Origin of the sequence: Cellulomonas chitinilytica (assembly GCF_016862675.1) — a bacterium.
Taxonomy (GTDB): Bacteria; Actinomycetota; Actinomycetes; order Actinomycetales; family Cellulomonadaceae; genus Cellulomonas; species Cellulomonas chitinilytica.
This window is the reverse complement of the sequence record NZ_BONK01000017.1, coordinates 98240-111762: the sequence shown is the minus strand read 5'-3', so window position 1 is coordinate 111762 and position 13523 is coordinate 98240. Positions and strand designations below refer to the sequence as shown.

The following is a 13523-nucleotide window of genomic DNA, read 5'->3' as shown; positions in this document are numbered from 1 at the left end:
TAGGTTGCCCGCATGAGCGACAGCCCCGGGGGGGCCAACCCGTACGCCGCGCCCGACGAGCAGCCCGCGCAGGCGAGGGCCGGAGCGTCGCCCGCACCCGCACCGAGCGGGTACGAGGCGGTCCCGCCGGCACCCAGCGGGTACGAGGCGGTCCCGCCCACGCCGTCGTACGGGTCTGCGCCGGTTCCGCCGTACGGCTCCGCACCGGTTCCGCCGTACGGCTCCGCACCCGTTCCGCCGTACGGCTCCGCACCGGTTCCGCCGTACGGGTCGGCGCCCGTGCCGCCGTACGGCTCCGCACCGGTTCCGCCGTACGGGTCGGCGCCCGTGCCGCCGTACGGCTCGGCGCCCGAGCAGCCCTACGGGGCCGCGCCCGCCTACGGCTCCGCGGCCGCCCCCGGGTACCCGGCCCCCACGTACGGAGCGCCGTACGGCTCGCCCGCGTCGCCGTACGGGACCTCCGGCCCCACCTACGGGTCGCCCTACCCGGGTGCGCCCGGCCCCCACGTGGACGCGAACCCGGGCACGGACGGCCTCGCGGTCGGGTCGCTCGTCACCAGCATCGCCGGGCTCGTCGTGTTCGCCGGCATCCCGTCGCCGGTCGGCCTGGGGCTCGGCATCGCGTCGCTGCGACGCATCCGGCGGACCGGTGCCGGCGGCCGTGGCATGGCGATCGCCGGCGTCGTCGTCGGCGGCTTCGGCACCCTGTGCCTGCTCGGCTTCGTCGCCATGGTGCTGTGGATGCTGTCGATGTACCAGACAGACCCGGAGTTCCGGGAGGCGTTCGACGAGGGCTGGTCGGAGGGCACGTCGGGCGATGCGTCCGGCAGCACGGAGGACCCGTACTACGAGCTGCGGACGGACCTGACCGTCGGCACCTGCATCGCCGCGTACCCGGCCGAGTACGACATGAGCGACGCGGAGCTCGTCGACTGCGCGACCCCGCACGACACCGAGGTGGTCGGCACGGTGCAGCTCACCGCCCCCGTGACGACCGACCCGGAGGACTCGGGCTACTCCGACGCGGTGGACGCCTGCGTCGAGCAGATCGACGCGGCCGCGCCGGGGCTGCTCGACATCGACGGGTTCGCGGACGTCTACACGCCGCACCCCGACGACTTCGCCGAGCCCGGCGGCGACGCCGCGTGGTGCGTCTTCGTGTCCGACGGCGAGAGCCTCACGGGCTCCATCGCCGGCGGGGACCTGGCCGTCGGGGTGACCGCGTCCTGAGCACTCCCCCGCCGACCGACGAGCCCACCGGCTACCCCGAGCCGCACTACGCGCCGGGGTGGGAGCCCGCGCCCGCGCCTCTCGAACCGACGGCCGTCGCCGCACTGGTCACGGGTGTGCTGCTCCTCGGACCGGTCGCGCTCGTGCTCGGGCTCGTGGCGCTGCGCCGCACCGCGGCACAGCAGACGAGGGGCCGCAGGCTCGCGATCGCGGGGGTGGTGCTCGGCGCGGTGGGGACGGTCGCGCTCGTCGTCGGCGTCGTCGTGGCCGTCCTGACCGCGTCCGCGCAGCGCTCGCTGCCGCCCGACGTGCCCGAGGCCCGGGACGCCCACGCCGCCCAGCTCGTGACCGGCAACTGCCTCGCCGCGCTGCCCGCCGACGGGACGGTCGAGACGGTGCGCGTCGTGCCGTGCGCCGAGCCGCACGCCGCGCAGGTCGTCACCGACTACGAGTTCACGTCGAACGCCGTCTGGCCCGGTCAGGACGCCGCGGACGCCCGCGTGGCCCGCGCGTGCGTGCTGGACGACGACGAGGCCGCCGCCGGCGTCCGGACCGTCACCTGGGCCCCGACCGAGGCCGGCTGGTCCCGCGGCGACCGCCGTGGGCTGTGCCTCGCGGTGCTCGACGACGACGTGACGGGCTCGCTCCTCGACGGGTCGGCAACCCTGCCGACCCCGAGCGCGACCCCGGCCCCCTGACGCGGCCCGGCGGCGCTCACTCCCCCGGGTACACGACCCCGACCTGGCGGCGGACCTCGTCGGCCGTCTCGAGGATCGTCACGGTCTCGTCGAGCGGGAGCAGCGGGGAGTCCCGACGCCCTTCGGCGACACCGGTCGCGAGAGCCGCCGCCTGGAAGCACAGGCCGCCGTACCCGGTGATCCGGTTCGCGTCCCAGGTGGCCGACCGGTCGCCGACGGTGAGCGTCACACCGGCCGGCACGTAGCAGCGGTCGTCGACGTCGACCCTCCCGGCGGAGCCGAGCACGTGCGTCGTGTGACCGGACGCCGTGAGCATCGACGTGAACAGCTGCGCCTCCGCGTCGCCGTAGGCGATCTGCATGCTGACCTGCGCGTCCACCCCGGTCGACGTGAGCGAGCCCGCCGCCTGGACGCTGCGCGGCGTCGTGCCGAGCCCGGCGTGCCGGGCGACGAACGACGCGAACGACAGCGGGTAGATGCCGAGGTCCAGCAGGACGCCGCCGGCGAGCGCCGGGTCGAGGAGCCGGTGGGTGGGGGCGGCGTCGGTGCGGACGCCGTAGTCGCCGACGATGCGGTGCACGTCGCCGAGCGCACCGTCGTCGAGGAGCTGCCGGACGACGTCCGTGTGCGGGAGGTACCGCGTCCACATCGCCTCCATGAGCAGCACGTCGGCGTCCCGGGCGGCGGCGACGAGCGCACGGGCCTCGGCGGCGTTGCGGGTGAACGCCTTCTCGACGAGCACGTGCTTGCCGGCCCTCAGGGCGAGCATGGCCTGGTCGTGGTGGTGGCTGTGCGGGCTCGCGACGTACACGGCGTCGACCGTCGGGTCGTCGACGAGCGCCTCGTACGACCCGTGCGCCCGGGCGATCCTGTGCGCGTCGGCGAACGCCCGCGCCCGGTCGGCCGAGCGCGACCCGGCGGCGACGACCTGCTGCCGGGTGTGCTGCTGCACGGCCTCCGTCCACCTGCCGGCGATGTGCCCGGGAGCAAGCACACCCCACCGCAGGGGCGGGGCGTCGGCAGGGTCCGGCGTGCGCGGCTCAGGCAGGGTGAGGACGTCGGGCATGCAGGTCAGCGTGCCAGACCGGGCCCCGGGGAGACGCCCCCAGGGCCCGGTCGACGCACCACACGCGGGAGCGTCAGGCGCGGCTGCGTCAGGCGCGGCGCCGTCGCACCGCCAGCACGAGGCCCGCGCCGAGCGCCACGAGCAGGGCACCGGCTCCCGCGAGGGGCGCCAGGGTGGCCCCGGTGGCGGCGAGCACCGTCCGGACCTGGACGTTCGCGGAGAGGACCTCGCTGACGATGCCGTCGGCGTCCGTCACCGTGTACGTGAGGTGCACGGCACCCGTGAAGCCGGGGGCGGCGACGAACGTGAGCCGGCCCGTCGCCGGGTCGAGCACGACGGTCCCCTGGTCGGCCGTCGGGCCGCCGACGAGCGTCCACGTGAACGGCCCTCGGCCCTGCGGCGTCGGGAGCTGCACGGTGGCGGCCTTCCCGGCGGTGAGTGTCGACGACGACGGGCCGGCCGTCGGCGCCACGTCGAGCCGGTACGTCTCCGGCTCGCTGACCAGCCCGGTCGAGTCGACGACCCGGTACCGGGCGGTCAGGGTGCCGCTGAACCCGGGCGCGGGCACGAGCACGAGCTCGCCCGTGACGGGGTCGATCGTGACGGTGCCCTGGTCCGGCGTGGGGCCGTCGACGAGCTCGTAGGTGAACGGCCCGGTGCCGACGGGCGTCGGGAGCGGGGTCGTGACCCGCTTCCCGGTGTTCGTCCGCAGCGGTCGCGTCGGGCTTCCGGTCGGCGTGCCGCCGGTGGGGGCGGCGACGGGCGCGATCTGGAACGTCACCGTCGCGGGCGCGGCGGGCGTGCCGTGCCCGTCGGTCGCCTGGTAGAGGACGTCGACCGGGCCGCTGAACCCGGGCGCGGGCACGAACGTCACGACGCCGGTGTCCGGGTCGATCGTCACGGTGCCCTGCTCGGGCGTCGGCCCGGTGACGATCTCGAACCGGAACGGACCGGTGCCGGCCGGGCTGGGCGTCGGGCCGGCGACGGGGCCGCCGGCGGTGCCGGGCTGGACGGCCTTCGTGCCGGTGCCGCCGTCGGGCGCGACCGGGTCGACCGTGACCGTCAGGGTGGCCGGCGCGCTGACGAGGCCGTCGGCGTCGGTGACGGTGTACCGGACCGCAACCGGGCCGGACCACGTGGCGGCCGCGTCGATCGTCGCGACGCCGCCGGAGACCGTGACGGTACCCGCCGCGGGCTCGTCGACCGCTTCGAGCGTCCACGTGAACGGACCCGTCCCGGTCGGCGTCGGCAGCGTGACGGCGGTCGTGGTGCCGGACGGGACGACGGCCGACGCAGCGGCCGCGACCGGCCGGACACGCACGACGACGGCGACGGGCGCGCTCGCGACCCCGTGGCGACCGGTCAGCGTGTACGACGCGGTGAGGACACCGCTCACACCCGCGGCGGCGGTGACCTGCAGCGTGCCGCCCACGACGGTCACCGTCCCGAGCTCGGGCGCGAGGCCGGTGGCGACGGCGAGCGTCCACGGTCCCGTGCCGGTCGCGGTCGGCGTGAGCACGGTCGCCGTGGGCGTCGCGGAGGCGACGGCGTCGCCGTCGAGCGGCGTCGCGACCGGCGCGACGACGAACACGAGCGTGCGGGCCGCGGAGACGAGCCCGTCCGCGTCGACCGCCGTGAGGCTCACGGTGAACGAACCGCTGGTGCCCCGGGGGTCGAGCGTGACGGTGCCGTCGGTGGCGACGGACACGCTCGTGCCCGCCGGCGTGGTGTGCGTCCACGTGACGGGGCCCGTGGCGACGAGCGTCGGGGTGGCGGCCGTCGTCGGGGCGTCGGCGGTGCCGTACGTGGTGGCCACGGCACCGAGGTACGGGTGCACCTCGATCGTCACGGTCGCGTGCGTGCTGGTGCCGACGGCGTCGCTCACCGTGTACGGCACCGCGTACGAGCCGCTGACGCCGGTGTCGGCGACGACCGTGATCGAGCCGTTCGTGCCGAGCGTGACGGTGGCGCCGTCGAGGTCGCCGTCGTCGACGAGCGCGTAGGTGAGCGGCGCGGTGCCGACGCCGGCGGGGAGCGCCGTCGTCAGGGAGGCGTCACCGTCCTCGTCGAGCTCGAGCAGCACGGTGTCGCTCGCCGCGACGGGCCGCACGTGCACCGGGACCCGGACAGGCGCGCTGGGCACGCCCGAGCCGTCGACCACGCGGTAGTCGACCCAGCCGTCGCCGCTGACGCGGGCGGCGGACGTCGCGCGCAGCACCGGCTGGCCGGCGACCATGCTCACCGACGCCGACGCGAGCCCGGCCGAGCGGCCCATGACCTCCGCGGTGAACGTGCCGGTCCCCGACGGGAGCGGCAGGGTGACGCTGCCCTGGACGTCGACGTCCGTCGTGATCGACCCGCCGCCGGCGATCGGCGCGACCGCGAGCTGGACGGTCGCGACGTTGCCGACGACACCGTCGACGTCGGTCGGCTGGTAGGTGCCGGTCACGAGGCCGGACGCACCGGCGACGGGCGTGACCACCAGGGACTGGCCGGACACGGACACGGTCCCGAGCGAGGGGGTCGTCGACGTGACGGCGTACGTGTACGGCCCGGTGCCCACGACGGACGGCGCGACCGTGACGCCGGTCGGCGTGGCCGACGTGACGACGGCGGTGCCGGTGACGGCGGAGGCGACGGGGCTCCACTTCACGGTCACGGACCTGGCGTTGTCGCCGAGCAGCTGGTCGTCGTCCAGCGGGCTCGCGACCGCGGCGGAGATCGTCGAGGTCCCGCTCTGACCGGTGGTCACGCGCGTCATCCCGACGGTCACCGGCGGCAGGGCGGTCGCGGGGTCGATCGCCACCGCGGGCGTCCTGGTGCACGAGAGGCTGGCCGACGTGCTCGCGGTGCAGTCCCACCCGGTGCCGCTCGGCGTGCCGAGGGCCGTGCCGGCCGGGGCGGTGGCGGTGAGGGTGACGGGCTGGCCGGCCGGGACCGGGCCGGACGCGGCGTCCGTGCGGGCCGTCAGGACCATCGACGCGGCGTCACCGCTCGGCACGGTCGACGCGGACACGTCGAGCGCGAGGTCGGACTTGATCGGGTTGACCGACTCGACCCGCAGGAAGTTGATCTCGTGGATGTCGGTGGAGCCGCCGGTGGAGGCGCCCCAGCCGAACTTGAACGTCGGCGTCGTCCTCAGCGCCGCCGGCTCGTCGACCGTGGTGACCGGCGTGGACGAGCCGTCGAGGTACACCTTGACCTTCGGCGACGGGTCGCCCGGCGGGTCGACGACGATGCGCACCGTGATGGCCGGCGGTCGCGGCGAGCCCGTGCGATGGGTCGCGTCGCCCAGCTTGGGCACGGACACGGCGGGCCCGAGCAGGCAGTAACCGGTCTTGCCGTCGCCGGGGCCGCGGACGGCGATCGTGTTCTTGTTGTCGTCAGGCGTGGTGCCGACGTAGTTCGCCGTGCATGAGGCCGTGTCGTTGGTCTCCACCGTGTAGTTGCCCCACACGTCGAGGCCGACGCCGAGCAGGGCGTGCGGGACGCCCTCCGTCGCACCATTGTGGTGGTAGCCGAGGGAGCCGCCGTAGGCGCCGGCGTGGTCGAGCGTGTACTGCCCGTCCGTGAGGAAGAACGAGATGCCGTCGGCGAGGGTGCCCCCGTACTGGTACTCGTTGAACGTGATGTCGAGGCCGGCCTTGGTCGGCAGCGCCTTGTCGTACACCAGGAAGCCGGCCCGGTTCGTGACGGCGTCCGTGAGCCGCAGGGCACCGGCGCCCGCGGCGTCCGCCGCACCGCCGCAGCCCGGGATCGGCGTGCTGGTGGTGCTCGTCCCGGCCGTGAGGCACGGCGTGAAGTTCCGCCCGCCGACGATGTAGTTCTTCCCGACCGTCGTCGGCTGCATGAAGTCGTCCTGCAGCAGCACGGTCCCGCTCCCGACGGCACCGGCGGGCGTCCCGACGTTGACCACGAGCATGGTCGCCAGGACCGCGAGCACGGCGGCGGCTGCCGCGACGGCCCGGGGACGCGGGGCCGATGCGGCGCGGGTCCGCGGGGCCCCGGGATCGGACGGTCGGCTCCTGGCGAGACGCGCGAGGGCGGGCGGTACGAACGGCACGGGGTGTCCTCCGTCGAGGGGCGGGGGACAGGGTCCTGTCCGCGCTGCTCATCGACGGTTCTCGGGGTCCCGGCGAGCATTCCCGCCTGTGAGCCCGCGCACAGGTGCCAGCACCCCACCCGGTCGGCCCAGGACGTTCGTGCCGAGCGGGGCATCTCGGGCGCCCCGGCCCCGATCGGGTGTCCCGGAGGGCGCCGGCCCGCACGGCCGACCGGGTGACCCCCGCCAGAGGGTGCCCGTCAGGTGCGGGACGGGGCCGTCGCGTGGGACGACACCGTCAGGGTGTCGGCCTCGCGGTCGACGACCACCGTCTGGCCGTCCTTGACGTCGCCCGAGAGCACCCCGCGGGCGAGCCGGTCGCCGATCTCCTTCTGCACGAGCCGCCGCAGCGGCCGGGCTCCGTAGGCCGGGTCGTAGCCTTCGAGCGCGAGCCACTCGCGGGCGGCGGGCGTCACGTCGAGGGTGAGCCGCCGGTCGGCGAGCCGCCGGCCGAGGGCGTCGACCTGCAGGTCGACGATCCGCCCGATCTCCTCGAGCGACAGCGGGTCGAACAGCACCACGTCGTCGAGCCGGTTGAGGAACTCGGGCTTGAACGCCGCCCGGACGGCGCCCATCACGGCGTCGCGCTTGTCCTCGTCGGACAGCATCGGGTCGGCGAGGTACTGCGACCCGAGGTTGGACGTGAGCACGAGGATGACGTTCCGGAAGTCGACCGTGCGGCCCTGGCCGTCGGTGAGGCGCCCGTCGTCGAGCACCTGCAGGAGCACGTCGAACACCTCGGGGTGCGCCTTCTCGACCTCGTCGAGCAGCACCACCGAGTAGGGGCGGCGGCGCACGGCCTCGGTGAGCTGGCCGCCCTCCTCGTACCCGACGTACCCGGGGGGTGCACCGACCAGACGGGCCACCGAGTGCTTCTCGGAGTACTCGCTCATGTCGATGCGGACCATGGCCCGCTCGTCGTCGAACAGGAAGTCCGCGAGCGCCTTGGCGAGCTCGGTCTTGCCGACGCCGGTGGGGCCGAGGAACAGGAACGAGCCGGTGGGCCGGTCGGGGTCGGAGATGCCGGCGCGGGCGCGGCGGACGGCGTCGGAGACGGCGGCGACGGCCGTGGACTGCCCGATCAGCCGCGCGCCGATGACCTCCTCCATCCGCAGCAGCTTGGCGGTCTCCCCTTCGAGCAGGCGTCCGGCGGGGATGCCGGTCCACTGCGCGACGACCTCGGCGACCTCGTCGGGGCCGACCTTCTCGGCGATCATCGGCGTCCCCTGCGGGGCGACGTCCGCGTCGACGGACTCCTCGGACGCCTCGGCCTCGGCGATCTGCTGCTGCAGGGCCGGGATCTCGCCGTACTGGATGCGGGCGGACGCGGCGAGGTCGCCCTCGCGCAGGAGCCGCTCCGCGTCCGAGCGCAGCGTGTCGAGCCGCGCCTTGAGGTCGCCGACGAGGTTGTGGCCGGCCTTCTCCTTCTCCCACCGGGCGGTGAGCGACGCGAGCTCCTCGCGACGGTCGGCCAGGTCCTTGCGGAGGCGCTCCAGCCGGTCGCGGGACGCGGGGTCGTCGGACTCCGAGAGGACGACCTCCTCCATCTCGAGGCGCGTCACGGCGCGGCGCAGCGCGTCGATCTCCACGGGCGACGAGTCGAGCTCCATGCGCAGGCGGGACGCGGCCTCGTCGACGAGGTCGATGGCCTTGTCGGGCAGCTGGCGGCCGGTGATGTACCGGTCGGAGAGCGTCGCGGCGGCCACCAGCGCGGAGTCGGCGATCGTCACCTTGTGGTGGGCCTCGTACCGCTCCTTGAGCCCGCGCAGGATCGCGACGGTGTCCTCGACGGACGGCTCCCCGACGAACACCTGCTGGAAGCGGCGCTCCAGGGCGGGGTCCTTCTCGATGCGCTCCCGGTACTCGTCGAGCGTGGTGGCACCGACGAGGCGCAGCTCGCCGCGGGCCAGCATCGGCTTGAGCATGTTGCCCGCGTCCATGGCGCCCTCGGCGCCGCCGCCCGCACCGACGACGGTGTGCAGCTCGTCGATGAACGTGACGACCTCGCCCTCGGCGCCGGTGATCTCGGCGAGCACGGCCTTGAGCCGCTCCTCGAACTCGCCGCGGTACTTCGCGCCGGCGACCATCGCCGCGAGGTCGAGCGCGACGAGCCGCTTGCCCCGCAGGGACTCCGGGACGTCGCCCGCGACGATCCGCTGCGCGAGCCCTTCGACGACGGCGGTCTTGCCGACGCCGGGCTCGCCGATGAGCACAGGGTTGTTCTTGGTGCGCCGGGACAGCACCTGGATGACGCGGCGGATCTCGGCGTCGCGGCCGATGACGGGGTCGAGCTTGCCGTCGCGGGCGCGCTGGGTGAGGTCCATGCCGTACTGCTCGAGCGCCTTGAACGTGCCCTCGGGGTTCGGGGACGTGACCCGGGCGGAGCCGCGCACGGTCGGCAGGGCCGCGAGCAGGGCGTCGCGGGACGCACCGGCCGACCGCAGGGCGTCGGCGACGCCGGACTGCCCGGCGGCGAGCCCGAGCAGCAGGTGCTCGGTGGAGACGTAGTCGTCGCCGAGGGCGCGCGCCTCGGACGACGCGGCCTCGAGGGCGGAGGCGGTCGCGCGCGACGCGGTGGGCTGCGCGACGGTGCTGCCCGACGACGACGGCAGGCCGACGAGGATCCACCGGACCGAGCGGCCGAGGGTGGCACGGTCCGCGCCGACCGCGTCGAGCAGCCCGTTCGCGACGCCGCCCTCCTGCTGGAGCAGCGCGTTGAGGAGGTGCGCGGGCTCGAGCTGAGGGTTGCCGGCGGCGGACGCCTGCTGGACGGCGTCGCCCAGGGCCTCCTGCGAACGGGTGGTGAACTTGGCGTCCACATGACCTCCTGTGTGGGGATGGATGGCTCTGCACCACCCAACGACTGCCGAAGTTGAGTCTATTCCGCTCAACTCTGAGCGCCAGTGGGATCCGCGACGACGGGCGCGCCGTGGCAGGATCACGCGCATGGTCGACGACGACGTCCCCGATGTGCTCGGTCCCGGCTGGACGGCCCGGACGCTCCCCCTCAAGCCCGACGCACGCGGCGACGCCCCCGTCGCGACTCTCGTGCACCGGGTGACCGACACCCCGTCCCGGCGCGCGGTCCTGTACGTGCACGGGTTCGTCGACTACTTCTTCCAGGCCCACGTCGGCGACGCCCTCGCGGCCCACGGGTACGACCTGTACGCCCTGGACCTGCGCGACTACGGCCGGTCCATCCGCGACGGCCGCCCACCGAACGACACCACCGACCTCGCCACGTACACCGAGGAGATCGACGCCGCCGTCCGCCTGATCCGGGCGGACCACGACCAGCTCGTGCTGCTCGGCCACTCCACAGGCGGGCTCGTCGCCGCGCTGTGGGCCGACGCGCGTCGCGGCGAGGGCCTCGTCGACGCCCTCGTGCTCAACAGCCCGTGGCTCGACCTGCGGGGCTCGTGGTTCGAGCGCCACGTGCTGACGCCGGTCCTCGACGTCGTCGGGCGGGTCGCACCGAACCTCGTCGTCGGGCACGTCTCGCCGCACTACGGTCGCGCGCTGCACGCCGACACCGGCGGCGAGTGGACGTACGACCTCGCGTGGAAGCCGCACGAGGGCTTCCCCGCGCGTGCGGGGTTCATCCGCACGATCCGGCGCGGGCACGCGCGCGTCGCCCGCGGGCTCGACGTCGACGTCCCCGTGCTGGTGCTCGCGTCGGACACGTCCGGGCCCGACGACCGGCTGCACGACAAGCTCGTGACCAGCGACTCCGTGCTCGACGTCGCCCACATGGCGGCCCGGGCGCCGCTGCTCGGCGCCGACGTGACGTTCGTGCAGGTCCCGGGCGGTGCGCACGACCTGGCCCTGTCGCCGTCGCCCGCGCGCGAGCGCTACCTCGACGAGGTCGTGCGGTTCCTCGACACGCACCTCACGCCGGACGCGGGGTCCCGTCGCCCGGCGACGGCTCACCCGGCGGCGGACCGTCCGGCGTCGGACTGGCCGGCGTCGGACTGACCGCCGCGTCCTCGACGACCGGCGCCGTCGTCTCGGCCGGCGCGGGCGGCGGCACCGTCTCCGTGTCCTTCGCGCGCAGCTCCGGCCGGTTCGTGACGACCAGCCACGCCGCGAGCGTCGCGAGCAGCATCGGGATGAACAGCTCACGGTCGGGCAGCATCACGATGACGAGCAGCAGCCCCAGCCACCCGCTGCGGGTGGCTGCGACGAGCACCCCGACCGTCGTCGCGCCGACCGCGAGCGTGACGTCGACCGACGGCCAGAACCCGTGCACGGCGAACCCGAGCGACGCCCCGGCGAACGTGGCCGGGAAGATGCGTCCGCCGCGGAACCCGACGGAGCTCGCGACGAGCAGCGCGACGAGCTTCACCAGCGCGAACACGAGGAACCCGAGGCCTGTCGTCGTCGCCATCAGGCCCTGCAGCTCCTTCATCTGCTCGAGGCCCTTGAACAGCGTGATCGGCCCGGCCGCGGCACCGAGCACGCCGAGCACGAGACCGCCGGCCGTGAGGAGCAGCACGGGGTTGCGCACCCGGTGCACGAACCGGTGCAGCGGCGTGAACGCGTACGCCGCGAGCACCCCGACGGCCGAGGCGCCGATCGCGAGCAGCACCGCGAGGCCCATGTCGCCGAGCGACGTCGCGTCGTAGCCCGGCAGTCCGATGTCGAAGGTCAGGTCGGGCGACAGCTGCATCGTGGTCAGGGCACCGGTGGTCGCCGCGACGAGCGGGCCGAACATGCGGTCCCAGATGGGGATCCGCTTGTCGCCGGGGTCGATCTCGGTGAGCATCAGCGCGGCCGCGAGCGGTGTGCCGAACATCGCGCCGAGCGTCGCCGCCGTCGACAGGATCACCCACAGCGGCGCGTCGATCTTCCTCAGCCAGCGCCCGCCGAACCACACGAGCAGCGCCGCGTTGATCCCCATGATCGGGTTCTCGGGCCCGAGGCTCACGCCGCCGGCGAGCATGAGGACCATCGCCAGGGCGAGGCCGGGGACGACGCCGATGCGCAGCGGCGCCTCGACGAGCCCGGCGGTCGCCGGGTCCGGCCCGGCGTGGCCCGGCACGTAACGGACGACGAGGCCGACCAGCAGACCGGTGAGCGTGAGGATCACGACGATCCATGCCGGCGACTCACGGTCGAGCCCGAACACGCCCGACAGGTCGTCCCACAGCCAGTCCTCGAGCAGACCCGCGAGCCCGCTCAGCCCGACGAGCGTCACCGAGCAGACGACGCCGACGACGGCGGCGGGCACGGTGAGCGCGAGCAGGCGTCGGACAGGGACGCGGAACTCGGTGGCCGTCTCGGTCATGGGCGCTCCTCGGGTCGTCGTCCAGCGTCGCCTCTGGGGGCGGTCGGCCGCGTCACCCGCACGGGATGAGGACCCTGCGGCGTGCGGAGGGGAACCTGGTCACGGGTGCAGCGACTCCTCCTGCGGTTCGGACAGGGACAGCACCGCGGCGACGACGCCGGGCTGCGCGGCGATCCGGCGCTCCAGCGCGGCGAGCACGTGCGACGCCTCGGTCTCGCCGGGGTCGCCGTCGAGGTCCACGGCCCCGATGAGGAAGATCTGCTGGGCACCCATGTACTGCAGGTGCAGCTGCGTGACGCGGGCGATCTCCGGCTGGTCGAGCAGCGCGCCGATCGCCGCGCGCTGCAGCCCCTCGTCTGCGGCCTGCCCGACGAGGAACCTGCGGTTGCGGTCGATGAGCACCACCGCGACGACGCCGAGCAGCACACCGACGAGGATCGACCCGACCGCGTCAGGGACGGCCGAGCCGGTGGCCTGGTGCAGCCCGATACCGACGGCGGCGATGACGATGCCGACGAGCGCGGCGGCGTCCTCGAAGAACACCGCCCGCACGGTCGGGTCGGACGTCGCGAGGATGTGCGAGAGGACCTCCTGGTCGCGCTTCGCCGCCGACCGCTTCGCCTGCCGGGACGCTTGGAAGAACGACGCCCCTTCGAGCAGGAACGAGACGGCCAGCACCGCGTACGCGACGCCGAAGTCGGTCGCCGGCTCCGGGTGCACGAGCTCCTGGATGCCGTGCGTGATCGACACCCCGGCCCCCACCGCGAACAGCCCGATCGCCGCGAACAGCGACCACACGTACACCTCGCGGCCGTAGCCGAACGGGTGCGTCCGGTCCGCCGCGCGGGAGGCCTTGCGCTGCGCGAGCAGCAGGAACACCTCGTTGCCGGTGTCCGCCCAGGAGTGCGCCGCCTCGGCGAGCATCGACGCGGCACCCGTCATCACCGCGGCCGCGGTCTTCGCGACGGCGATCAGCAGGTTCGCCGCGAACGCGACGACGACGGTGAGCGTGCTCTCGCCGCCGGTCTCCTGCGCCTGCTCGGCCGCCCCGGACGGCAGCACCGCGACGACCGGCTCGTTCCCCTCCCCCGGCTGCCCACCACCCATGCACCCGTGGGTAGCACACGCACCGCCACCCCG

The 13523-nt window shown here is 74.7% G+C and carries 8 protein-coding genes; 3 read left to right on the top strand and 5 right to left on the bottom strand.

From position 1 onward, the window contains the following. Positions 1-12: 12 nt before the first annotated feature. Together Cch01nite_RS20175 and Cch01nite_RS20170 are read left to right on the top strand one after the other, a co-directional pair. Positions 13-1230 carry a DUF4190 domain-containing protein gene (locus Cch01nite_RS20175; protein ID WP_203758293.1) on the top strand — a complete coding sequence of 406 codons (1218 nt, stop codon included), beginning with the start codon at positions 13-15 and terminating at the stop codon, positions 1228-1230. A gap of 104 nt (positions 1231-1334) precedes the next feature. Next, entirely contained in the window at positions 1335-1928 is a 594-nt protein-coding gene (locus Cch01nite_RS20170; protein ID WP_373309971.1) for a DUF4190 domain-containing protein, read from the top strand. Between the two features lie 16 nt (positions 1929-1944). Here the strand turns inward: Cch01nite_RS20170 and Cch01nite_RS20165 are convergent, their stop codons facing one another. From Cch01nite_RS20165 to clpB, 3 genes are all read right to left on the bottom strand, one after another. Further along, positions 1945-2994, bottom strand: coding sequence for a Gfo/Idh/MocA family protein (locus tag Cch01nite_RS20165; protein ID WP_203758292.1), 1050 nt, complete (start codon positions 2992-2994; stop codon positions 1945-1947). A gap of 88 nt (positions 2995-3082) precedes the next feature. Continuing rightward, a complete protein-coding gene (locus tag Cch01nite_RS20160; RefSeq protein WP_203758291.1) occupies positions 3083-6937 on the bottom strand; it encodes a tandem-95 repeat protein in 3855 nt (1284 codons plus the stop codon). A gap of 359 nt (positions 6938-7296) precedes the next feature. Then, a complete protein-coding gene (clpB, locus tag Cch01nite_RS20155; protein WP_203758290.1) occupies positions 7297-9915 on the bottom strand; it encodes an ATP-dependent chaperone ClpB in 2619 nt (872 codons plus the stop codon). A gap of 127 nt (positions 9916-10042) precedes the next feature. Between clpB and Cch01nite_RS20150 the strand changes: the two genes are divergently transcribed. Next, a complete protein-coding gene (locus Cch01nite_RS20150) occupies positions 10043-11071 on the top strand; it encodes an alpha/beta hydrolase (protein ID WP_203758289.1) in 1029 nt (342 codons plus the stop codon). Here Cch01nite_RS20150 and Cch01nite_RS20145 read toward each other — a convergent pair. Together Cch01nite_RS20145 and Cch01nite_RS20140 are read right to left on the bottom strand one after the other, a co-directional pair. Next, positions 10986-12383 carry an ion channel protein gene (locus tag Cch01nite_RS20145; protein ID WP_203758288.1) on the bottom strand — a complete coding sequence of 466 codons (1398 nt, stop codon included), beginning with the start codon at positions 12381-12383 and terminating at the stop codon, positions 10986-10988. The genes Cch01nite_RS20150 and Cch01nite_RS20145 overlap by 86 nt on opposite strands. A gap of 99 nt (positions 12384-12482) precedes the next feature. Continuing rightward, entirely contained in the window at positions 12483-13490 is a 1008-nt protein-coding gene (locus Cch01nite_RS20140; protein ID WP_203758287.1) for a cation diffusion facilitator family transporter, read from the bottom strand. Positions 13491-13523: the final 33 nt, after the last annotated feature.